Below are 21,051 nucleotides of genomic sequence, written 5' to 3' on the forward strand. Positions count from 1 at the left end.
GGCGGCCGAGGCTGAGCGGCGCGAGAGCCGGATCATCAAGCCAGCGCCTGGCCGCATAACCCCTGAGGAAAACCAGAAGCGCCGGGTGCGGAACATCCTCAACCGCCTGCTCTGGACCGAAGCCGAAGGCGACAGCGAAGAATACGAGGTTCTCCTCGAAGACCTGGACGCGCGCCTCTACGAAGCCTGCGACGCCCCAGGCTTCGCCGAGATGCCCATCGCGGTCCTGGCCGAGACGCTGGCCCGCGACATGCGCCTTACCGGTGAGCTGGTCATCACCACCGCAGAGACCCTCGTCCCGGCCAACACCAGCGCCCAGCCACCCCTGGCCGACACCGGCTGAAACCCCCGCTCATCCCGGCGAAAGCCGGGACCCAAGCTGAATTGATGCGCTCGTGCGGACGGCGCCCAGGCCCCGTGCGCCCTATGGGTCCCGGCTTTCGCCGGGATGAGCGGGAGTCAAAGCCACGAACCCACGCGGAAGGCGGCCGGAGGAATCCGTTCGTGTGGTCCGTGTGGTCCGTGGTTCAAAAACCCCGAGTCCCCGCCCGCACGGGGAGGCGCGGTTATCGGGAAACGCCTAGACCGCCGGCGCGGCCGTCGCCGCCTGCTGGGCGTTGAACTGCTTGACGAGGGTCAGCGCCACCAGCCGGTCCCAGCCCTGCAGCGAAAGCAGGTGGGCGTGGATCTGCGGCAGGGCGCCGTTGTCGCGCAGCTCGATGTATTTCTCGACCGGCAGCTTGGCGAGCTTCTCCTCCGACACCCCGAAGTAGTCGGCGATCTTCTGCGGCGTTCCCGGCGAGCCGTCCGGGTTGGTCGGCGTGAAGTTGGCGGTCTTCTCCTCGAACAGGTCCAGGTCCTTGAGGATCTGGACGAAGTTCATGGTCCGCTGGCGCTCCAGCTCGAAGTTGTTGCAGAACTCGATGCAGTTCTTGGTGTACTGGCTGGGCTGGCCGTCGGCCTCGAAGAAGGGCATGTCGAAGCCCTTGTCGACGATGAATTCCGCCGCGCGGTCGACGCACAGCACCATCTGCTTGGCCTGGTCGTCGTTGGCGAAGATGAACGGATAGCGGCGGATGTAGGCCGGGACGTAGATCCCCGCCTCGAACAGGCCGTCGTCGCGCAGGAACATGTTCTCGCCTGCGTTCAGGCCCATGACCGCGATCGGCATCTTCTCCTCGCCCACGAAGATGATCGGGCCGGTCAGCGCCGCGGTGGGGAACTCGCCCACGGTCAGCGGGATGGCGTGGCCGACCTTCGCGAACCCGAACGGGCCGTCCATGTTCTTGACGCCGATCTTGCCGTGCATCTCGGGCGAGAGCGGTTCCGGCTGCTGGTAGAAGAGGACGTTGCCGGAGATGCCGGCGGTGGCGGGGGTCGTCATGAAGCGCCTTCGAGGTCGAGGAAAGCCGCGAAGGGCCCGGAAGGCGCCCGCCGCGGAAGGTCGCCTCCTCTAGCCGATCAGGCCGCCCCTCGCAAATGGGCCGCTTGCGCGCCCGGATCGGGCGGGCTTTGATCCTCGCCATAGATGCCCGGCCGCCAGAGCCGACCCATAAGCCGACCCCATAGATGAAGGAGATCGCCCGTGCCCATTTTCTATCCGGACGTGCTCGACCAGGGGACCAAGCCGCGCACCTTCAGCTACGGCGACAAGGACGTGATGCTCTATGCCCTGGGGATCGGCATCGGCCACGACCCGATGGACGAGACCGAACTCGCCTTCGTCTATGAGAAGGGGCTGAAGGTGGTGCCGACGGCGGCCACGGTGCTGGCCTCCGGCGCCGGGCGCGGCGAGGCGCTGCCGACCAAGCCTGGGCACCGGCAGAGCCAGCCCAACTACCTGATGCTGGTGCACGGCGAGCAGAAGGTGGAGCTGCACAAGCCTCTGCCGTCGGCCGGGACCTTCACCACCGAAAGCCGCACCGTCGGCGCCTTCGACAAGGGCGAGGGCAAGGGCGCGGTGCTGCTGAACCAAACCACCTGGAAGGACGACAAGGGCGAGCTGGTCGCCACCCTGACCGGCTCCAGCTTCTGCCGCGCCGACGGCGGCTTCGGCGGCCCCTCGCAGGGCCAGCCCGAGCCGCACCCGACGCCTTCGCGCAAGCCCGACCTATCCGTCGATATCTCGACCCGCGAGGACCAAGCCCTGCTCTACCGGCTGAACGGCGACCGCAACCCGCTGCACTCCGACCCCGAGAGCGCCAAACGCTCCGGCTTCCCGCGGCCGATCCTGCATGGCCTGTGCACCTACGGCATCACCTGCCGCGCCGTGCTGCAGGCGATCACCGGCTACGATCCCGATCAGATCTTGAGCCACCAGGCGCGGTTCTCGGCGCCGGTCTTCCCCGGCGACGTGATCACCGTCGACCTCTGGAAGGACGGCAGGGAAATCAGCTTCGAGGCGCGGGTGAAGGCCCGCGAGGCCACCGTGATCAAGAACGGCCTGACGGTGCTGCGCAGCTAGGCCGGCCGGCGCGCCGAGAACAGCACATGGCGGCGGAGCGGATGGTCCGCCGCCAGCTTCGGATGGTCGAAGGCGCGCGTCGGGTCCGGCGTCATGCCGATCCGGCGCATCACCGCTTGGGACCGCAGGTTGGCCTGGGCGGTGATGGCGACGATCTCCGGATCGTCCACACGCGCCCAGCTCCACGCCAGGACCGCGGCGGCGCCCTCGCTGGCCAGACCGGCGCCCCAGCTATCCGGAGACAGCCGCCACGCCATCTCGACGGCCTCGCCGAACGGCATCTCACCCGGCGCGAACCGATCGACGCCGATCATGCCGACCAGTCGGCCATCGGCTTTCCGTTCCGCGGCGAAGAAGCCGTAGCCACTCCTGGCGATGCCGGCGTTGAAACGATCGATCGCCGCGTCGGTCTGCGCCTTCGTGCGAACGCCGCCCAGCCAGTCTCCGACCCTTGGGTCGGCATTGAGCGCCGCGTAGGGCTCGCGGTCGGCGTCCGACCAGGTCCGCAGGATCAGGCGTTCGGTCTCGATCAAGCCGGCCGGCCCTGGGTCAGCGCGCCGTAGAGGTCGGGGCGACGGTCGCGGAAGAAGCCCCAGGCGGCACGGTGGGTCTTCAGGAAGTCGAGGTCGAACTCCGCGACCAGCGCACCCTCGTCCTCACGGCCGAAGGCCTGGACCAGGTCGCCGCGGTGGTCGGCGATGAAGCTGGAGCCGTAGAACAGCTGGCCGCCGTTCGGATAGCCATCCCAGGCCTCGAAGCCGATGCGGTTGGCGCCGACCACCGGGATGACGTTGGAGACCGCGTGGCCCTGCATGGCGCGGCGCCACGTCGCGGCGGTGTCCAGGCTCGGGTCGTGCGGCTCCGAGCCGATGGCGGTCGGGTAGAACAGCACCTCGGCGCCCATCAGCGCCATGGCCCGCGCCGCTTCCGGATACCACTGGTCCCAGCAGATCCCGACGCCCACCCGGCCGAAGCGCGTGTCCCAGACCTTGAAGCCGGTGTCGCCGGGCCGGAAGTAGTACTTCTCCATATAGCCCGGGCCGTCCGGGATGTGGCTCTTGCGATAGACCCCCTTCAGCGAGCCGTCGGCGTCGGCCATCACCAGGCTGTTGAAATAGTGCGGCCCTTCGCGCTCGAAGATCGAGATCGGCAGGACCACGCCCAGCTCCTGGGCCAGCGGCGCCAGCGCCGTGACGCACGGATGCTCGCGCCAGGGATGGGCCTGGGCGAACCAGCGCTCCTCCTGGGCCACGCAGAAGTAGGGGCCCTGGAACAGCTCCGGCGGCAGGATCACCTGGGCGCCCCGGGCGGCGGCCTCGCGGACGTGCTCGGCCACCCGCTTGATGTTGGCGGCGAGGTCATCGCCGAACGGCGCCTGGATCGCGGCGACGGACAGGGTTCGGGGCATCAGGCCGGCTCCTGCTGGGTGATGCAGTGGAAAGATCCGCCGCCGGTCAGGATAGCGCGCGACGGCAGGCCGATCACCTGGCGGCCGGGGAACAGGTGCTCCAGCGCCTGGACGGCGAACCGGCCGGGCGCCTCGGCGTAGATCGGCGCGATGACGGCGGTGTTGGCGATCAGGAAGTTCATGTGGCTGGCGGGCGCGGCCTTGCCGTCCGGCCCGTCGATCCAGCCCGGCGAGGGAATGCGCGACACCGAGAGCCGGCGGCCGGCGGCGTCGGTGAGACCGCCCAGCCGGCGCGCGGCGTCGTCGTAGGCCCGGGTGTTCGGGTCGTTGCGGCCAAAGCCCATCGGGCAGGCGACGGCCGCCGGCCCCACGAAACGGGCCAGGTTGTCGACGTGGCCGTCGGTGTGGTCGTTGGCGAGGCCCTCGCCCAGCCACAGCACCTTCCTGGCGCCCAGCGCCCCGGCGAGCGCGGCCTGCGCCTTGGCGTCGGTCCAGCCGGCGTTGCGGTTGGGGTTCAGCAGGCACTGGCCGGTGGTCAGCACCGAGCCCCCGCCGTCGTGGTCGAGCGCGCCGCCTTCCAGGATGAAGTCGTGGGCGATCAGCGGGACCCCGGCCGCCATGGCAATCTGGGCGGCGACCGTGTCGTCGTGGTCCAGCTGGTACTTGCCGCCCCAGCCGTTGAAGCCGAAGCCCAGCGCCACCGGGCCGTCCGGCCCCTTGGCGAAGATCGGGCCGGTGTCCCTGAGCCAGATGTCGCCGAAGGCGCCGGGGACGATCTCGACGCCGTCCACGCCGCCGAGCTGGGCGCGCGCATCGGCTTCGCCCTGCGGCGAGCCGGTCATCAGCCGCACGCGCTCGCCGCCCGGACCGGCCAGCGCGCGGGCCAGGGCCGCCACCTCGGCCTGGGCCGCCGCCAGGTCGTCCTCCCACAGGTCCGCACGGCTGGGGAAACCCAGCCACATGGCCCGGTGCGGCGCCCATTCGGGAGGGACGGTGAAGGTCATCGTATCCTTAGGGCGGACGCTAAGCGCGGAAAACGCAGGGGAAATGCGAACAGCGGGGGACGAGCGCAAATGGTCCGCCAGGCTTTGGCCGTCAAGGGGCTCTCGCCCTCAAATGAAAGGGGCGGCCCGTGGCCGGGCCGCCCCCAAAACACTCCGCTCCGGAGCCCTCGATCAGAACTGCGCGTGCAGGGTGAGCGAGATCGTCCGCGGCGAGTTGTAGGTGTAGAAGAACGACTTGGCGAAGATCGTGTTGCCGTTCACGACCACGTTCGTGGCGTTGGTCACCGAGCTGACCCGGTCCGGCTGGCGGGTGTTGGTCAGGTTGAAGACGTTGAGCTGCAGATAGGTGTTCTGCACGCCCCACCAGCTGATCGGCATGCGGGCGTCGACGTTCAGGAACGTCGTGTCCGGCATGCTGGCGGTGTTCATGTCGTCCAGGAACCGCTTGGACTTGTACTCGACGTTGCCGCCGACATCGATCCAGCCGAAGTCATAGCGGGCGTTCAGCGAGTAGGACTGGTCGGGCGACAGCACCAGTTCCTTGCCCTTGGTGGGCAGGGCCAGCGGCAGCACGCCCGCCGTGGCGACCACTTCGTCGCTCAGCACGTCGCTCTTGGAGAACTCGGCGTTGGCGTAGAGCGAGAAGTGCTCGAACGGCTGGATGCCGGCCTCGAGGTCGACGCCGTAGATTCGCACGTTGCCGATGTTGCGGTCGATGCTGACCGTCGGGTCGGTGGGGTCGAACGACTGCACGATGTGGTTCTTCCACTCCACATCCCACAGGCTGAACGAGGTGGTCAGCAGGTGGGACTGGTAGCGCCAGCCGACCGCGTAGTTGTCCGAGCTTTCCGGCTGCACCACCGCGGTGGCGGAGGTGTAGAGGTCGTCGGTCTTCGGCGCCGAGAAGCCTTCGGCGTAGGTGGCGTAGACCATCTGGTCGTCGTTCAGCCGGTAGGTGACGCCGACGTTCGGCAGCACGTGGCTGTAGTTGATGGTCTGGCGGAACGGCAGGCGGAAGTTCGGCAGGCCGGTGGCCGGGTCGTACTTGATGGTGGTCGAGCCGGCGCCCAGCAGCAGGGTGTTCAGATTGACCGCGCTGCTCGGGACGGCCTTGCCGGCGGCGATCGCGGCCTTGCCCAGGGCGATGTCCTGGTTCAGGGCGTTGACCACCAGGGACTGGTCGACGCTGTCGCACTGGACCGTCGTGCCGTTGAAGGTGTCGCAGAACTGGTTCAGGTCGCGTTTGAAGAAGGGCGCGCGGATGCCGATGTTGATGTGCAGCCGGTCGTCCATGAACTTGCCGATGTAGTTGCCGGCCACCTGGTTCAGCAACGCGACCGAGGCGCGGTCGCGGGTGCGCAGGATGCTGCCGTCGGCGGTCTTCACCTGCGTCGAGCCCCAGCCCTGCTTGCCGCCGAAGATCGAGCCCGGCAGGCCGGTCACCGGATCGATGAAGCCCATTTCGCCGGTCTGGCGGTGGTGGGCGTCGTCGAAGGTGTAGTTCAGCGAGAAGTGGTTGTGGTCGTCCATGTCGTACAGCAACGCCGTCAGCAGGCCGTAGCGGCGGGTGTTGGTGTTGCTGGGACCGTAGAGGTTGACGGTGTCGAGCGTGTCGCCGTCGCCGTTCAGGTCGACGCCGGGCGAGGCCAGGTTGTTGCCCTTCAGGCGCGGGTCGTTCTCCTTGACCGAGAACACGCCGCCGCCGTTGGCCAGGGTGTAGAAGAACGACGGGTCGAAGGTCACCGACAGCTTGTCGTTGATCGAGAACTTCGAGGTGCCGCGGATGGTGCCGAAGATCACCGGGTTCGGGTGCAGGGCCCAGAAGTTGCCTTCCAGGCCGTCGCCGAACGGGTCGTTGCCCTGGTTGAAACCCGGCGTGGAGCCCTTGTTGATCAGCGGGCCGGTGCCGAGCGGCGGAGTGTCGGCGATGCCGGCCCGCGCGGTCGGCGGCGCCCACTGGGTGTTGTAGTCGAGGTTGTTCTTGCCGACGCCGAGCGCGGCCTGGTCGAACTGGGCCGGCGAGGAGGTGTCGTAGAAGTAGTCGTGCTCCAGCAGGAAGCCGGCCGCCAGGCTCATGAAGTCGCTGCCCTTCAGCGGCTGGTAGATGCGCGCGTCGAAGCCTTCCTTCATTTCGTCGCCGGCGCCGACGAACTTGTCGTAGTGGTCGTAGTTGCCGGACAGCATGATCCGGGTGCCCCAGGGGCCGATCTCGCCGCTTTCGCCTTCGACGTAGTAGCGGGTGAGGTCGTTGGAGCCGACCGTCGGCGCGAAGATCAGTTCACGGTCCTTGGTCGGGATCTTCGAGACGATGTCGACGGAGGCGCCCAGCGCCGAGGCCGTCGGGCTGTCGACCGAGGTCGCGCCGAGGTTGACGGTGATGTGGTCGGTGATCTCCGGCAGCAGGTATTCGCCGGGGAAGATCGCGTAGTTGCCGGAATCGTTCACCGGCACGCCGTCGATGGTGATGCCGATGTGCGGGCCGTCGAAGGCGTGGATGCGCAGGTCGCCCGACAGGTTCCCGTAGGCGTCTTCGGACGTGTAGCTCACGCCCGGCAGCAGGTTGATCAGCTGAGCGAAGTTCTGGCCCGCCTGCTGGTGGGAGAAGAACTCGTTGTTGATGACCGCCACGTCCTTGGCTTCCTGGACCTGGGTGATCACACCCGAGACGGTCGGTTGGCCGCGCGCGCCGGTGACGATCAGTTCCTGCACCTGCGTGGCGGTCGACTGCGCCAAGGCGCCCGACGCCATCAGCAGACCAGTGACCAAGGCGGTGCTCGCGCAGAGTGCGCGATTTAGTTTCACTTGCATCTAATTCCCCTCATGGAACAGCCCCGGAGACATCACCCCAGACGACTCCGCAGTCTTGATTTAGCCGTATATCGTGCAATTGGCATCCGATGGTGACGGTTTTGCTACGGTTGTGACCACTCGAAACGTCGGCGACGCCTCAAAGCCGCCAACTGTGGCGCCGGCGCCCTGCTCCGGGCGCCCGGTTCCGGTTAGGGAGCGGGGCAATGGTGAGCCCACGGACGCCTGACCCCGACCAAGCGCTCCAGCAGCAGGCCGAGACCCGCACGGCGATGCTGCTGGTGGGCGGCCTGACCCTGATTCGGCTGATCGCGCTGTTCCGTACACCGCTGGAGCTCTATCCCGACGAGGCGCAGTACTGGCTCTGGTCGCGCAGCCTGGCGTTCGGCTACTTCTCGAAACCTCCGATCATCGCCTGGGCGATCTGGGCCTCCACCGCCCTGGGTGGTGACACGGAGCCCTGGGTGCGGCTGCCGGCGGCCCTGTTCCAGGGCGGGGCGGCGTTCACGGTCTTTCTGCTGGCGCGGCGGCTCTACGACGGGCGCACGGCCCTGCTGGCGACGGCGCTCTATGCGCTGGCGCCGGGCATCCAGCTGTCGGCCCTGGCGGTGGCGACCGATGCGCCGCTGCTGTTCTTCCTGGGGTTGGCGCTGCTGGCCTATGCGGCGCTCCAGGGCGCCGAGCCCGGCCGCAGGCTGGCGCCGGCGGCCGGATTGGGCGCCGCGCTGGGCCTAGCGTTCCTGAGTAAATATGCCGCAGTCTACGCCCTGGTGGGGATCGCCCTGCACCTGGTGGTCTCGAAGACCGCGCGGCGGAGCTGGTCGCCGGCCGCCGCGGCCCTGGCGCTCGGGGTGTTCGCCGCCGTCCTGGCGCCCAACCTGGCCTGGAACGCCGCCCACGGATTCGCCACCTTCCGGCACACCGCCAGCGACGCCAACTGGATCGGCCGCCAGCTGTTCAACATCGGCGAGCTGGGCGAATTCCTGGGGACGCAGTTCGCGGTGTTCGGGCCGATTCCGTTCGCGGTGCTGCTGGCCGGGGCCGCCATCCTCGGGGCCCGCAGGCGGCTCCAGCCCCCGGATCTATTGCTGCTCTGTTTCACCCTGCCGCCGATCCTGATCGTCGCCGCCCAGGCCTTCGTCAGCCGCGCCAACGCCAACTGGTCGGGGGCGAGCTATCTGGCCGGCGCGGTGCTGGTGGCGGCCTGGCTCACCCGCTGGCGGGCCCACAGGCTCGCCGTGGCCGCCCTGGCGATCCAGGGCGTCATCGCCGCGGCGTTTTTCGCGGTCGTCCTGCAGCCGCGCCTGGCCGACAGCCTGGGCCAGGCCAACAGCCTGAAACGCGCCCGGGGCTGGGACCAGACGGCCGAGGCGGTGATCCGCAAGGCGCGCAGCGAGCAGATCGGCGGCATATCGGCCGTCGCGGTCAACAACCGCTTCCTCTACGACGCCCTGGCCTACTACGGCCGCAGCTACTTCGGCCAGCCGCTGGCCCCGAAGCTGGCCATCTGGATCCGCGGCGAGCGGGTCGGCAACCAAGCCGAGGCCAGCGCGCCGCTCGGCCCCGCCAATGGCCAACGGGTGCTGGCGGTGGCCTACGAGGGCTGGTTCGACACCGAGATGGCGGCCGACTTCACCAAGGTGCTGCGCCCCGAGATCGACGACGTCTGGCTGGACCGAAAGCACAGCCGCCTGCTGACCATGTTCGTGGGCGAGGGCTTCCGCCCGCAGCCGCGGGACCCGAAGACCGGCTATCCCAACCCGCAGTGGAAACCCGGCGACAAAGTGGTCGCCAAGCTGGGGCCCGACGGGGTCGGGCCCCAGCGATTCCAGCCCTGGCGATTCTGGCCCTGGCGATTCTGGCCCTAGCGGCCCCGCTCGTTCCCGCCCGGCGGCTTCGCCCACACGGCCTTGAGGCTGCGGTCGCGGCCGCAGCCGATGCGATAGGCCATGTAGTTGCCGGGGTTCTTCTCGGCGTAGTGCTGGTGGTAGCTCTCGCCCATCCAGAAGGTGGTGGGGCCCAGGATCATGGTCTTGATCGGCATCCGCAGTTGCTGGCCGACCTGGGACTTGATGAGCTCGGCCTCGGCCTTCTCCTGCGGGTCGGCCGTGAACACGGCGGTCCGGTAGCTCGGCCCCTGGTCGCAGAACTGGCCGGAGGGATCGGTCGGGTCGATGTGGTGGAAGAAGGCGTCCACCAGCTGCGCATAGCTGATCACCGACGGGTCGTAGGTGACCTTGATCGATTCCAGGAAGCCGTCGTGGTGGTCGTAGTTCGGGTTCTTGGTGGTCCCGCCGGCGTAGCCCACGACCACGTCGGTGACGCCCTTGGTGTGCTCGATGTCGTGCTCGGCCGACCAGAAGCAGCCGCCGGCGAAGATCGCGGTCTTGAGCGCGCCGGCCGCCGGCGCGGCGTTGGCGAAGAGGAGCGAAGCGGCGGCCACGGCCGCGAAAAGCTGGGTTCTCATGGGTTTGCGGAATGCCATCGGTGAGCCTCGGGATACCCAATATACGCAAATCCGCCGCCTGAGGTTACCCCCTGGTGTGGCGGTGGCGCCTGGCGACGGGCGGGCGGCTCCGCGTTGGACAGGCCGCGGGTTTGGGTTAGCCTGTTCGGCGAACCTGCGTCCTTGGAGGAGCCATGGTCTTCGCCGCCCTGTCCGCCGCCGTCGTGCTGATGGCCGGCGCGCCCGCCACCGCCGCAGCGCCGTCCGGGCCGACGGCCAGCCCGCTGACCGTGACGCCCAAGGTCCCCGACAAGGTCGAGATCCAGAAGCGCCGGCTGGTCTGCCAGGACGAGCCGGTGCTGGGGACCCTGTTCCCCAAGCGCGTCTGCGCCACCCAGGAAGAGATCACCGAGCGCCGTCGCGTGGACCAGGCCGCGACCCGCCAGGCCCAGGCGCTGCGCCCCTATCAGATCGATTCCGGGAAGCTGCCCGGAACCTAGGCCCGGGATCCTAGGCCGCCACGGCCTGGGCGACCTCGAACGACGCCTCGGTCTTGGCCTTCACCTCGTCGAGGGCCACGCCGGGCGCCAATTCCAGCAGGGTCAGCGGCTTCCTGCCGCGGCTGACGTCGAACACGCCGAGTTCGGTGATCACCAGGTCGACTACGCCCTGGCCGGTGAGCGGCAGGGAACAGGCCCGGACGAGCTTGGGCGCGCCCGACTTCTCGGTGTGCTCCATGACCACGACCACGCGCTTGACGCCGGCCACCAGGTCCATGGCCCCGCCCATGCCCTTGACCATCTTGCCGGGCACCATCCAGTTGGCCAGGTCGCCGGCGCCGGACACCTGCATGGCGCCGAGGATCGCCATGTCGATGTGGCCGCCGCGGATCATGGCGAAGCTGTCGGCGGAGCTGAAATAGCTGCTCATCGGCAGTTCGGTGATGGTCTGCTTGCCGGCGTTGATCAAGTCGGCGTCGACCTCGTTCTCGGTCGGGAACGGCCCCATGCCCAGCATGCCGTTCTCGCTCTGCAGGGTCACCGCGACGCCCGGCGGAATGTAGTTGGCCACCAGGGTCGGGATGCCGATCCCCAGGTTCACGTAGAAGCCGTCGCGCAGTTCCATGGCCGCGCGGGCGGCGATCTGTTCGCGGGTCCAGGACATTATGCGGTCTCCTGAGCGCGCAGGGTGCGTTGCTCGATGCGCTTCTCGAAGTGGGCGCCCTGGAAGATGCGATCGACGTAGATGCCGGGCGTGTGGATGTTCCCCTTGTCCAGCGTGCCGGTCTCGACCAGGTGCTCGACCTCGACCAGGGTGACCTTGCCGGCGGTGGCCATCATCGGATTGAAGTTCCGCGAGGTCATCCGGTAGATCAGGTTGCCCTCGTGGTCGCCCTTCCACGCCTTGACGATGGCCAGGTCGGCGGTGAGGCCCCGCTCCATCACATATTTCTCGCCGTCGAACTCGCGGACCTCCTTGCCCTCGGCCACCAGGGTGCCGACCCCGGTACGGGTGAAGAAGGCGGGGATGCCCGCGCCGCCGGCGCGGATGCGTTCGGCCAGCGTGCCCTGCGGGTTGAACTCCAGCTCCAGCTTGCCGGACAGGTAGAGCTCGGCGAACAGCTTGTTCTCGCCCACATAGGAGCTGATCATCTTGCGGATCTGGCCGCCCGCCAGCAGCAGGCCAAGGCCGAAGTCGTCGACCCCGCAATTGTTGGAGACCACCGTCAGGTCCTTGACCCCGTGGTCGCGGATCGCCGCGATCAGGTTTTCCGGGATGCCGCAGAGGCCGAAGCCGCCCGCCATGATCGTCATGCCGTCGAACAGCACGCCCGAGAGCGCGTCGGCGGCGTCTTTCACTGTCTTGCTGACCATGGGCGCCCTTTACGCCGCGACGCAGCATCTGGGAACGGGCAAGGCGAGCTGAGCCTCAGAAAAAGGCTGGCCAAGACCGGACGGGACTGCCTCCATGCCGCCATGCCCAGCCCGCGAGCCCGGCCGTGAACGGCTACGCCAGCCTGGTCCAGGCCATGGTCTATCTGGCCGCCGGCGTGATCTCCGTGCCGATCGCCAAGCGGCTGGGCCTGGGCTCGGTGCTGGGCTACCTGATCGCTGGCCTGTTGATCGGACCCTTCGCGCTCAACCTGGTCGGCGCCGAGGCCGATGTGAAAACCTTCGCCGAGTTCGGCGTGGTGATTCTGCTGTTCCTGATCGGACTGGAGGTGCGCCCGGCGCTGCTCTGGCGGATGCGCACGGCGATCTTCGGGGTCGGTTCGGCCCAGCTGCTGGCCACCGCGGCGCTGGTGGGCGCGGGCTCGCTGGCCTTCGGGCTGGACTGGCGCCTGGGCTTCGCCACCGGCCTGATCCTGGCCCTGTCGTCCACCGCCATCGTCCTGCAGAGCCTGGAGGAGAAGGGCGTGCGCCAGGGGCCGGTGGGCGAGGCCTCGTTCGGGGTGCTGCTGTTCCAGGACCTGGCGGTGATCCCGCTGTTCGCCCTGCTGCCGCTGCTCGCGCCGCACGGCGCGGCGACGCTCTCGCCGCCAAGCGGAACCTCGGTGGCCGGCGCGCTGGGCGACCTGCCGATCTGGGCGCGGATGGCGGCGCAGTTCGGATCGGTGGCCGTGGTGGTGGGCGGCGGCCGCTACCTGACCCGGCCGCTGTTCCGCTTCATCGCCGCGGCGCGCCTGCGCGAGATCTTCACCGGCGCGGCCCTGCTGATCGTCGTGGCGGTGGCGGCGCTGATGGAGCTGGTGGGCCTGTCGCCGGCGCTGGGCGCCTTCCTGGCCGGGGTGGTGTTGGCCGACAGCGAGTTCCGCCAGGAGCTGGAGACGGACATCGAGCCGTTCCGCGGCCTGCTGCTTGGCCTGTTCTTCATCACCGTGGGCGCCGAGCTGGACGTGGGGCTGGTGCGCCAGCACCCGCTGGGCCTCGCCGCTGCGGTGATCGGGCTGATCGTCGCCAAGACGGCGGCCATGTACGTCTGCGGCCGCCTGTTCCGTTCGCCGCACCGGGTGGCGCTGACCACGGCCGTGGGCCTGGCGCAGGGCGGCGAGTTCGCCTTCGTCCTCTTGGGGTTCGTGGTCGGCGCCCATGTGATGGACGGGGCGCTGGCGCGCATGCTGACCGCCGTGGTCGCCGTCTCCATGGCCGCGACGCCCATCGTGACCGCCGCCTACGACCGGCTGATCCTGGGCCGCGACGAGCCGGGCGAGACGCCGGAGGACATCCCCTTCGACGAGGGCGACCCCGATGTGATCGTCGCCGGGTTCGGCCGCTTCGGCCAGATCGCCACGCGCCTGCTGCTGGCCAACAACTTCAAGGTCGTGCTGCTTGAGAACTCCATCGAGCAGATCGAGATCCTGCGCCGGTTCGGCTGGCGGGTGCACTATGGCGACGCCAGCCGCGTCGATCTGCTGCGCACCGCCGGCGCCGAGAAGGCCAGGCTGCTGCTGGTGGCCATCGACGACCGCGACAAGGCCGTCGAGATGGTGGAGGGCGCGCGGGCCGCCTTCCCGCACCTGGCGATCTTCGCCCGCGCCTTCGACCGCCGCCACGCCTACGAGCTGATCAAGACCCCGGGGGTGGAGGTGGAGCGCGAGACCTTCGAGAGCGCGCTGAACTATGGCCGCCGCGCGCTGCTGAAACTGGGCCTCAGCGAACGCCGGGCCAGCCGCGCGGCCGGCCTGTTCCGCGAACAGGATGCGGAGCTGTGGAAGCAGCTCGCGCCCCTGGCCGGCGAGGAGGACCGCTACGTCATGGCCTCGCGCGACAGCCGCGAGACCACCGAGAAGGTGCTGCGCGCCGAAATGGCCCGCATCGCCGCCGAGGAGGCCGAGGAGGAGACCCGCGCGGCGCGCAAGGGCCAGCCGGAGCGGGTGGAGCGCCCGAAAGAGCGGGTGTAGAAAGCTGCAGATGAGCCAAGCCCACACCCTTCCGCCCCGCATCGACCCCGTCTCGTTCCGCGAATTCGAGTGGGACTTCCAGGCCTTCTCCGACAAGCTGGGCGGCTCGTTCGCCCGCTTCGGCTTCGCGGTGATCAGCGACCACGGCCTGCCGCAGGATCGCATCGAGGCGGCCCTCGACGACGCCAAGGCCTTCTTCGCCCTGCCGGAGGCCGCCAAGCTGAAATACACGCTGCCGGTGGGCGGCCAGCGCGGCTACACGCCGTTCGGCATCGAGACCGCCAAGGGCGCCGCCCACTTCGACCTGAAGGAATTCTGGCACGTCGGCCGCGATCTGCCGGCCGGCCATAAGTACCGCGACCACATGGCCGACAACGTCTGGCCGGACGCCGACCTGCCGCGCTTCCACGAGAGCGTGGGCTGGCTCTACGGCGCGCTCGATTCCATGGGCCTGAAGGTGCTGGAGGCGATCGCCGTCTACCTGGGCCTGGAGCGCCACTTCTTCGACGACACGGTGGATTTCGGCAATTCGATCCTGCGCCTGCTGCACTATCCACCGGTGCCGAAGGACGGCCCGCACATCCGCGCCGGCGCGCATGAGGACATCAACGTCATCACCCTGCTGATGGGGGCCGAGGAGGCGGGGCTGGAGGTGCTGGACCGCGACGGCCAGTGGCTGGCGATCAATCCGCCGCCGGGCTCGCTGGTCTGCAACATCGGCGACATGCTGCAGAGACTGACCAACCACCGCTTGCCGTCGACGACGCACCGGGTGGTCAATCCGGCGCCGGAGCGCCGGGGCGTGCCGCGCTACTCCACGCCCTTCTTCCTGCACTTCAACTCGGACTACTGCATCCGGACGCTGCCGAACTGTGTCGATGCGGCCCATCCGGACCGCTATCCGACGCCGATCACCGCCGATGAGTTCCTCCAGGAGCGGCTGCGGGAGATCAAGCTCGCCTGAAAAACCCCCGCTCCCCCGCAAGGGGAGAGGGAGAGGATCGCGGAGAGGGCGGCGCGGGCGCCGGTCCAGTCCCGATCCTCTCCCTCTCGGAGCTGCGCCCCGGGGGAGAGGGCAGCTACTTCGAGATCCGCAGCTTGTTGAGGTCCGCGGCGATCGACTGGAAGGCCGAGGTGAGCGAGGCTCCGGTCGAGGGGACGTAGGCGTGCGCCGCATCGGTGGCGCAGTTGGCCAGGATCGCCTGGGCCTGTGGATCGGCGCCGCCGTGCAGGAAGGCCACGGTGTAGATCACGATGTTGTTCGGCGCGGCCTTCATGTTGGTGCACAGCGTCTGCGCCTGGGTGAAGGAGTCGCCGTTCGGCGAGGCGCAGGCGGCGTGGGTGGTGGTGGCGCCCGAGGTGCCGTCGGTGGCCGAGGTGGGGCCCGAAACGACACCCTTGCAGTAGGTGGTGTTGAAGGCGCCGTCGGTCATCAGGATCATGGCCTTGATCAGCTTGTCGGTCCCGTAGGCCGCCGGCTGGCTGCCGGAGGGCCACAGCGGGCCCCAGCTGGGCGAGATCATGTACCAGCCCCACTCCACACCGATGGCGCCGGCCGTCGAGCCCGCCGCCGTCAGGGTGCCGATTTCGTTGTGCAGCGTGGTCTTGTTGCTGGTCAGCGGCTGGATGGCGGCGCTGATGCAGTTGTTCGAGCCGTCGCTGGGCGGATAGACCCAGCCCACCGCGCCGCTGGCCGCGCTGTAGGCGGTGTCGTCGAAGGCGTGGATGCCGATCCGCTCACTGACACAGTTCGATACGTTATAGGTGGGATGGGTGGAGCCCGAGTAGGGCGTGAACTTGATCTTGGTGCACCCGACCTGGTCGATGCAGGGCGAGGCGATCGGGCTGGGCGCGGTGGTGGGCGTGCCCCGCACGGTGTTGACATAGGTCCCGGCGTTGACGGCGTTCGAATAGGGCACGATCGCCATCTTCGAATAGTAGGGCGACTGCTGGTCGGAGACGACCAGGTCGATCAGCTGGTTGGCCGCCGACTGCAGGCTGGTCATCGGCGTGCCGGCCATCGAGCCGGTGTTGTCGAGCACCAGGGAGACTTCGAGGTTGTTGCCCGGACGGGTGACCTCGGTGTTCACGCTGATCGGCGCGTGGGTGAACTCGGTGGGCGCATAGGCCGGCAGGCTCACCTGGGCGGTGCCCGTGACCTTGGTGTCGCCGCCTGGCGTACTGACCAGGGTGAAGCTCGACGACTGCAAGGTGGCGCCGGGGATCAGCTGCAGGTTCGCCACCAGGGCCTTGTTGCCGATGGTGTTGATATCCGGGGTCGTGGTCGCGGTGGATCGGGCGGCGTAGAGCGCCGCGGCGTCCAGCGCGTCCTGCAACCTCCCCTGCTGCTGGGTCATCGTGAAGACGTCGAAGATTCCCAGCGACATCGGCGCCAGCACCGCGAAGGTGATGGCGAAGGTCACGGCGGAAACCCCCAGGCGGTCGCGAGCGAACCGCGCAAGGAACCGCGCAAGGGAGCTTTTGAGGGCGTGCTGTCTGAAGAGGGTCCGCATTTGGATCACCTGAATCCGATTAGTACGGACCCAGATTGACCCAACAGCGTGCGCAATCCGTTACGAAGAACGGTAAAACTTTGATTCAACACACTTATAGTGAACAGAAGCGTTCACCATGTCGCCACTCGGGGCGGCTAGGGGCGGTCTTCATCCTCGAGCCGCGCCAGCTCCTCTCGCCCGCCAACTGTCACGTTAAGGTCTGTGACCAGCCCGGTGCCGAGGGAGTAGACCCAGCCGTGGACGCAGAGGTTCTGGCCCCGCGCCCAGGCGTCCTGGACGATGATGTCGGACGTGACGTTGCGCACCTGGCGGATGACGTTCAGTTCGCAGAGCCGGTCGAGGCGCGTGCGTTCCTCGGGAATGGCGTCCAGCTCGTGCTGATGCTCGTGGCAGACCTCGCGGATCGGGTGCAGCCAATGGTCGATCAGGCCGCGCCGCTGGCCGTCGACCGCCGCCGCGATCCCGCCGCAGCCGTAGTGGCCGACCACCAGGATGTGCTTCACCTTCAGCACGTCGACCGCGAACTGCAGCACCGACAGGTAATTGGCGTCCTGCGGCGGGGTGAGGTTGGCGATGTTGCGGTGGACGAACACCTCGCCCGGGTCGAGGTCGATGATCTCGTTGGCCGGGACCCGGCTGTCGGAGCAGCCGATCCACAGATATTCCGGCGCCTGCTGGCCGACCAGCCGTTTGAAGAAACCGGCGTCGGCCGCGACCTTGCGCTCGGCCCAGCGGCGGTTGTTGGCCTTCAGATCGTCAAGCATCTAGAGGGGAACCGCGTCGGGCTGGTTGTTCGGATGGGCGGCCTGGAAGGCCGGGTGGTCCTTGGCGCGTTCGTCGACCGCGCGGATCGCCGGCCACGGCGACAAGTCCAGCTGGTAGCGGTTGGCGGAATAGACCTGCGGGATCAGGCAGCAGTCGGCGATGGTCGGCGTCTCGCCGAAGGCCCAGCCGGCGCCGTACTTCGCCACCATCGGCTCCAGGGCGTCGAAGCCGTCGCGGATCCAGCCCTGCGTCCATTCCAGGATGCCGGCCTGGTCGATCCCCATGTGGTGTAGCTTGCGGCCCACGCGGGTGTTGTTCAGAGGATGGATGTCGCAGGCGACGATCAGCGCCATGGCGCGAACGGCCTGGCGCGCCAGCGCGCCCTGCGGCAGCAGGGCCGGCTCCGGATGGGTCTCTTCCAGCCACTCCAGGATCGACAGGCTCTGGGTCAGCACGCGGCCGCCGCCGATGTCGAGCGCGGGCGTGAGCTTCTGGCGGTTGACGGCTTCGTATTCCGGCGCGCGCTGGTCGCCCTTGATCAGGTCCAGCGCCGAATAGGCGTAGTCGACGCCCTTCAGCTTCAGGCCCAGGCGCACCCGATAGGGCGCCGTGGCGCGCCAGGCGGAATAGAGGGTGAAGCTCATCCGACGCCCCTCAGACCACCGCGAAGGCGAGCGAACCCACGCCGTCCACCGAACCTTCCACCCTGTCGCCCTTGACCAGCGGCCCCACGCCCTCGGGCGTGCCGGTGTAGATCAGGTCGCCGGGCGCCAGCGTCCAGAGCTTGGATGCTTCGGAGACGATCTCGGCCACCGCCCAGATCATGTCGGCGACCACGGCGTCCTGCATCACCTGGCCGTTGACCGAAAGCGTGATGCGGCCCTGCGGCGGGGCGCCGGTCCAGGGCTTGATGGCGCTGATCGGGGCCGACTGGTCGAAGCCCTTGGATGAGTCCCAGGGCTGGCCCTTGTCCTTGGCCGCGTTCTGCAGGTCGCGGCGGGTCATGTCGACGCCCACGGCGTAGCCGAGGATCAGGCCCAGCGCCTTGTCGACCGGCACGTTCGCCCCGCCGGCCTTCAGGGCCACCACCAGCTCGATCTCGTGGTGCAGGTTGCCCGTGGCCGCCGGATAGGCCGCATCCTTGCCCGGCGGGACGATGGCGTCGGCCGGCTTGGCGAAGAAGAACGGCGGGTCGCGGTCGTCGCCGCCCATCTCGCGCCGGTGGGCGGCATAGTTGCGCCCCACGCAAAGGATGCGGCGCACGGGGAAGGCCTCGGCTCGCCCCTCGACGGGCACGGTCACGACGGGCGGCGGATCGAAGAGGTAGGCGCTCATGGCCTGGGCCTTACGCCGCGCGATGCGGGGGTGTCCACCCCGGCCCGTTCATCAAAGCCGTCATCCCCGGACTTGTCCCGGGGACCCATACGCGGCATCGCTGCAGGCAAGTCCGCGAGCGCGGTGTTTGGAGGTGGCCGGGACAAGCCCGGCCATGACGGTTTGAGAAGATGACGGAAAACGCAGGCCCCCTCGCCGACCTCCTGGTGATCGAGATGGGCTCGCTGATCGCCGGGCCCTTCGCCGGCCAGATCCTGGGCGACTTCGGCGCGGAGGTGATCAAGCTCGAGGACCCGAAGGTGGGCGATCCCATGCGCCAGTGGGGCCGCAGCCTGCCCAAGGGGCATTCGCCCTGGTGGCCGGTGATCGGGCGCAACAAGAAGTCGGTGGGCCTGGACCTGCGCACCACGGATGGCCAGCAGATCGCGCGCGACCTGATCAAGGGCGCCGACGTGGTGATCGAGAACTTCCGCCCCGGCGCCATGGAGAAGTGGGGCCTCGGCTATGAGGCGCTGTCGGCCGACAATCCGAAGCTGGTGATGGCCCGGGTTTCCGGCTTCGGCCAGACAGGGCCCTATTCGCAACGCGCCGGCTACGGGCTGATCGGCGAGGCCATGGGCGGCCTGCGCCACGTGACCGGCGAGCCGGACCGGCCGCCGGCGCGGGCCGGAATCTCCATCGGCGACAGCCTGGCGGCCATGCACGCGGTGATGGGGATCACCATGGCCCTGCACGAGCGCGAGCGCACCGGCCGCGGCCAGGTGATCGACGCGGCGCTCTACGAAAGCGTGCTGGCGGTGATGGAGAACCTGGTCACCGAATATGACCTGACCGGCTACGTGCGCGAACGCTCGGGCTCGGTGCTTCCGGGCATCGCGCCGTCCAACGCCTACCCTTGCGCCAACGGCGAGATGATCCTGATCGGCGGCAACGGCGACACGGTCTACGCCCGCCTCACCGAGGCCATGGGCCGGCCGGACCTGAAGGGCGACCCGAAGTTCGTCGACCATGCCAGCCGTGGCGCGAACCAGCACGAACTGGACGCCATCATCGCCGAATGGACCGGCCGCCACAGCCTTGACGCGCTGCTGGCGCTGCTCGAGGCCAGAGGCGTGCCGTCCAGCCGGGTGTTCCGCGCGCCCGACATGCTGGAGGACCCGCAGTACCAGGCCCGCGAATCCATCGTCACCACCGATCACCCGGTGTTCGGCCAGGTGAAGATGCAGAACGTCTTCCCGAAGCTGTCGCGCACGCCAGGCGCGGTGCGCTGGCCGGGGCCAGCCCTGGGTCAGCACACCGACGAGGTGCTGGGCGCGCGGGCAGGCCTGTCGCCGGAGCGCCTGGCCGGGCTACGCCGCGCGGGCGTGATCTGACTAAGCGCACAGGGAGCGTCCTTTGCAGGCGTCCGAAGTTCAGCGTGGGGTCGCCGCGGCCATCTCGACCGCCAGGGCGCTTGGCCTCCCGGCCGACGATGCGGTCGTTCTTCAGAACTCAAACAAGCTCGCCGTGCGCCTGCTGCCCTGTGACACCCTCGCCCGGGTCGCGCCCTTGGCGCACCAGGTGGCCCAGTTCGAGGTCGATCTTGCCGGGCGCCTCGCCGAGACCGGGAGTCCCGCAGCGGCTCTCGAACCTCGGGTTCCGCGGCGCGTCTACGCGCGCGACGGCTTCGCGATTACGCTCTGGACCTACTATGCGTCGGTGACGGCGGACGTCGCTCCGGCCGACTATGCGAAGGCGCTCTCACGTCTGCACAACGGCATGTGGCAGATCGAAACCGCGGCGCCACACTTCACGGACCGCGTCGCAGAAGCCGAGAAACTCGTGGCGGACCGGGACCAGACGCCTGAGCTCTCCGAGGAGGACCGGGCGCTTCTCATCGGCATGCTGAAGCAGCACAGGCGAACGATCGTCGAGCGCGGTGCAGCGGAGCAGTTGCTCCACGGGGAGCCACACCCGGGCAATGTGCTGAACACCAAGATCGGGCCGCTGTTCATCGACCTGGAGACCTGTTGCCGTGGGCCGATTGCGTTCGACCTGGCTCACTTGCCTGAGGCGGTCATCGAACACTATCCGGACGTTGACCAGGCGTTGTTGGACGAGTGCCGCGCCCTCGTTCTTGCGATGGTCGCGGCGTGGCGGTGGGCGGCGGGCGACCAGTTCCCGAACGGCCGAAAGTGGGCCCGCCTGTTCATCCGCACCCTGCGCAAGGGGGCGCCGTGGCCATCGCTCGATGCCCTGGCTCGCCAACTTGAAGGCCGCGGTTGACGGGTGGGCGGCCTCGGAAAGAGGTGGGGAGTATCGCCCGGTCCGCGACCTGTGCCGCGGACCGAACGAGGAAGTCGGGTCGCTTGACTCGGGCGAAATCCTTAGGGCCGCCGGTCCGGCCCCTGCGGTAGGTCCGCAG

Annotated in this window: 20 protein-coding genes; 8 read left to right on the forward strand and 12 right to left on the reverse strand. The window is 68.7% G+C overall.

Annotated features, from left to right (window positions below):
• A partial coding sequence (locus tag VGL85_RS13130; protein WP_331589394.1) for a hypothetical protein occupies window positions 1–343 on the forward strand: 343 nt, incomplete at its 5' end.
• 237 nt (window positions 344–580) lie between these two features.
• Here VGL85_RS13130 and VGL85_RS13135 read toward each other — a convergent pair.
• Entirely contained in the window at window positions 581–1,384 is an 804-nt protein-coding gene (locus VGL85_RS13135; RefSeq protein WP_331589395.1) for a SapC family protein, read from the reverse strand.
• 201 nt (window positions 1,385–1,585) lie between these two features.
• Here VGL85_RS13135 and VGL85_RS13140 point away from each other — a divergent pair, with 201 nt between their 5' ends.
• Window positions 1,586–2,464 carry a MaoC/PaaZ C-terminal domain-containing protein gene (locus VGL85_RS13140; protein WP_331589396.1) on the forward strand — a complete coding sequence of 293 codons (879 nt, stop codon included), beginning with the start codon at window positions 1,586–1,588 and terminating at the stop codon, window positions 2,462–2,464.
• On the opposite strand, the gene VGL85_RS13145 is transcribed toward VGL85_RS13140, so the two are convergent.
• From VGL85_RS13145 to VGL85_RS13160, 4 genes are all read right to left on the reverse strand, one after another.
• Window positions 2,461–2,997 (reverse strand): GNAT family N-acetyltransferase, encoded by a 537-nt coding sequence (locus tag VGL85_RS13145; protein WP_331589397.1) that lies wholly within the window; start codon window positions 2,995–2,997, stop codon window positions 2,461–2,463. The two genes, VGL85_RS13140 and VGL85_RS13145, sit on opposite strands and share 4 nt — an antisense overlap.
• The gene (gene aguB / locus VGL85_RS13150) at window positions 2,994–3,872 is read right to left on the reverse strand and encodes an N-carbamoylputrescine amidase (RefSeq protein WP_331589398.1); all 879 of its coding nucleotides are present in this window, start codon (window positions 3,870–3,872) and stop codon (window positions 2,994–2,996) included. Before aguB ends, VGL85_RS13145 begins: the two co-directional genes overlap by 4 nt.
• Complete coding sequence (locus tag VGL85_RS13155; protein WP_331589399.1) at window positions 3,872–4,876, reverse strand: agmatine deiminase family protein; 1,005 nt, start codon at window positions 4,874–4,876, stop codon at window positions 3,872–3,874. Before VGL85_RS13155 ends, aguB begins: the two co-directional genes overlap by 1 nt.
• Before the next feature lie 171 nt (window positions 4,877–5,047).
• Complete coding sequence (locus VGL85_RS13160; protein WP_331589400.1) at window positions 5,048–7,684, reverse strand: TonB-dependent receptor; 2,637 nt, start codon at window positions 7,682–7,684, stop codon at window positions 5,048–5,050.
• Between the two features lie 206 nt (window positions 7,685–7,890).
• On the opposite strand from VGL85_RS13160, the gene VGL85_RS13165 reads away from it, so the two are divergent.
• Complete coding sequence (locus tag VGL85_RS13165) at window positions 7,891–9,552, forward strand: ArnT family glycosyltransferase (protein WP_331589401.1); 1,662 nt, start codon at window positions 7,891–7,893, stop codon at window positions 9,550–9,552.
• On the opposite strand, the gene msrA is transcribed toward VGL85_RS13165, so the two are convergent.
• Window positions 9,549–10,151 (reverse strand): peptide-methionine (S)-S-oxide reductase MsrA, encoded by a 603-nt coding sequence (msrA, locus tag VGL85_RS13170; protein WP_331589402.1) that lies wholly within the window; start codon window positions 10,149–10,151, stop codon window positions 9,549–9,551. The genes VGL85_RS13165 and msrA overlap by 4 nt on opposite strands.
• 173 nt (window positions 10,152–10,324) lie before the next feature.
• On the opposite strand from msrA, the gene VGL85_RS13175 reads away from it, so the two are divergent.
• Window positions 10,325–10,630 carry a hypothetical protein gene (locus tag VGL85_RS13175; RefSeq protein ID WP_331589403.1) on the forward strand — a complete coding sequence of 102 codons (306 nt, stop codon included), beginning with the start codon at window positions 10,325–10,327 and terminating at the stop codon, window positions 10,628–10,630.
• A gap of 10 nt (window positions 10,631–10,640) precedes the next feature.
• Here VGL85_RS13175 and VGL85_RS13180 read toward each other — a convergent pair whose 3' ends face one another.
• Both VGL85_RS13180 and VGL85_RS13185 read right to left on the reverse strand, forming a co-directional pair.
• On the reverse strand, window positions 10,641–11,294 hold the full coding sequence (locus VGL85_RS13180; RefSeq protein WP_331589404.1) for a 3-oxoacid CoA-transferase subunit B: 654 nt from the start codon (window positions 11,292–11,294) through the stop codon (window positions 10,641–10,643).
• Window positions 11,294–12,004, reverse strand: a complete 711-nt coding sequence (locus tag VGL85_RS13185; RefSeq protein WP_331589405.1) for a CoA transferase subunit A — start codon at window positions 12,002–12,004, stop codon at window positions 11,294–11,296. Before VGL85_RS13185 ends, VGL85_RS13180 begins: the two co-directional genes overlap by 1 nt.
• A 125-nt stretch (window positions 12,005–12,129) precedes the next feature.
• On the opposite strand from VGL85_RS13185, the gene VGL85_RS13190 reads away from it, so the two are divergent.
• Window positions 12,130–14,031 carry a monovalent cation:proton antiporter-2 (CPA2) family protein gene (locus VGL85_RS13190; RefSeq protein WP_331589406.1) on the forward strand — a complete coding sequence of 634 codons (1,902 nt, stop codon included), beginning with the start codon at window positions 12,130–12,132 and terminating at the stop codon, window positions 14,029–14,031.
• Between the two features lie 10 nt (window positions 14,032–14,041).
• The gene (locus VGL85_RS13195; RefSeq protein WP_331589407.1) at window positions 14,042–14,995 is read left to right on the forward strand and encodes an isopenicillin N synthase family dioxygenase; all 954 of its coding nucleotides are present in this window, start codon (window positions 14,042–14,044) and stop codon (window positions 14,993–14,995) included.
• 115 nt (window positions 14,996–15,110) lie between these two features.
• On the opposite strand, the gene VGL85_RS13200 is transcribed toward VGL85_RS13195, so the two are convergent.
• The 4 genes from VGL85_RS13200 to VGL85_RS13215 form a co-directional block, all read right to left on the reverse strand.
• On the reverse strand, window positions 15,111–16,454 hold the full coding sequence (locus tag VGL85_RS13200; protein ID WP_331589408.1) for a pilus assembly protein TadG-related protein: 1,344 nt from the start codon (window positions 16,452–16,454) through the stop codon (window positions 15,111–15,113).
• 227 nt (window positions 16,455–16,681) lie between these two features.
• The gene (locus VGL85_RS13205; RefSeq protein ID WP_331589409.1) at window positions 16,682–17,311 is read right to left on the reverse strand and encodes a carbonic anhydrase; all 630 of its coding nucleotides are present in this window, start codon (window positions 17,309–17,311) and stop codon (window positions 16,682–16,684) included.
• Complete coding sequence (gene maiA, locus VGL85_RS13210; protein WP_331589410.1) at window positions 17,312–17,956, reverse strand: maleylacetoacetate isomerase; 645 nt, start codon at window positions 17,954–17,956, stop codon at window positions 17,312–17,314.
• Window positions 17,957–17,966: 10 nt separating this feature from the next.
• A complete protein-coding gene (locus VGL85_RS13215) occupies window positions 17,967–18,647 on the reverse strand; it encodes a fumarylacetoacetate hydrolase family protein (protein ID WP_331589411.1) in 681 nt (226 codons plus the stop codon).
• A gap of 170 nt (window positions 18,648–18,817) precedes the next feature.
• Between VGL85_RS13215 and VGL85_RS13220 the strand changes: the two genes are divergently transcribed.
• Window positions 18,818–20,020 carry a CaiB/BaiF CoA-transferase family protein gene (locus VGL85_RS13220; RefSeq protein WP_331589412.1) on the forward strand — a complete coding sequence of 401 codons (1,203 nt, stop codon included), beginning with the start codon at window positions 18,818–18,820 and terminating at the stop codon, window positions 20,018–20,020.
• Between the two features lie 22 nt (window positions 20,021–20,042).
• Entirely contained in the window at window positions 20,043–20,912 is an 870-nt protein-coding gene (locus tag VGL85_RS13225) for a phosphotransferase (RefSeq protein WP_331589413.1), read from the forward strand.
• Window positions 20,913–21,051: the final 139 nt, after the last annotated feature.

It is taken from the genome of Phenylobacterium sp. (assembly GCF_036501465.1).
In the GTDB taxonomy this organism is placed as follows: Bacteria; Pseudomonadota; Alphaproteobacteria; order Caulobacterales; family Caulobacteraceae; genus Phenylobacterium.

Excerpts from the sequence above, each read along its gene's own strand:
- VGL85_RS13135 (WP_331589395.1), bottom strand. The coding sequence starts at position 1,384 with ATGACGACCCCCGCCACCGCCGGCATCTCCGGCAACGTCCTCTTCTAC.
- aguB (WP_331589398.1), bottom strand. The coding sequence starts at position 3,872 with ATGCCCCGAACCCTGTCCGTCGCCGCGATCCAGGCGCCGTTCGGCGAT.
- VGL85_RS13155 (WP_331589399.1), bottom strand. The coding sequence starts at position 4,876 with ATGACCTTCACCGTCCCTCCCGAATGGGCGCCGCACCGGGCCATGTGG.
- VGL85_RS13160 (WP_331589400.1), bottom strand. The coding sequence starts at position 7,684 with ATGCAAGTGAAACTAAATCGCGCACTCTGCGCGAGCACCGCCTTGGTC.
- VGL85_RS13165 (WP_331589401.1), top strand. The coding sequence starts at position 7,891 with ATGGTGAGCCCACGGACGCCTGACCCCGACCAAGCGCTCCAGCAGCAG.
- msrA (WP_331589402.1), bottom strand. The coding sequence starts at position 10,151 with ATGAGAACCCAGCTTTTCGCGGCCGTGGCCGCCGCTTCGCTCCTCTTC.
- VGL85_RS13175 (WP_331589403.1), top strand. The coding sequence starts at position 10,325 with ATGGTCTTCGCCGCCCTGTCCGCCGCCGTCGTGCTGATGGCCGGCGCG.
- VGL85_RS13180 (WP_331589404.1), bottom strand. The coding sequence starts at position 11,294 with ATGTCCTGGACCCGCGAACAGATCGCCGCCCGCGCGGCCATGGAACTG.
- VGL85_RS13185 (WP_331589405.1), bottom strand. The coding sequence starts at position 12,004 with ATGGTCAGCAAGACAGTGAAAGACGCCGCCGACGCGCTCTCGGGCGTG.
- VGL85_RS13195 (WP_331589407.1), top strand. The coding sequence starts at position 14,042 with ATGAGCCAAGCCCACACCCTTCCGCCCCGCATCGACCCCGTCTCGTTC.
- VGL85_RS13205 (WP_331589409.1), bottom strand. The coding sequence starts at position 17,311 with ATGCTTGACGATCTGAAGGCCAACAACCGCCGCTGGGCCGAGCGCAAG.
- maiA (WP_331589410.1), bottom strand. The coding sequence starts at position 17,956 with ATGAGCTTCACCCTCTATTCCGCCTGGCGCGCCACGGCGCCCTATCGG.
- VGL85_RS13215 (WP_331589411.1), bottom strand. The coding sequence starts at position 18,647 with ATGAGCGCCTACCTCTTCGATCCGCCGCCCGTCGTGACCGTGCCCGTC.
- VGL85_RS13220 (WP_331589412.1), top strand. The coding sequence starts at position 18,818 with ATGACGGAAAACGCAGGCCCCCTCGCCGACCTCCTGGTGATCGAGATG.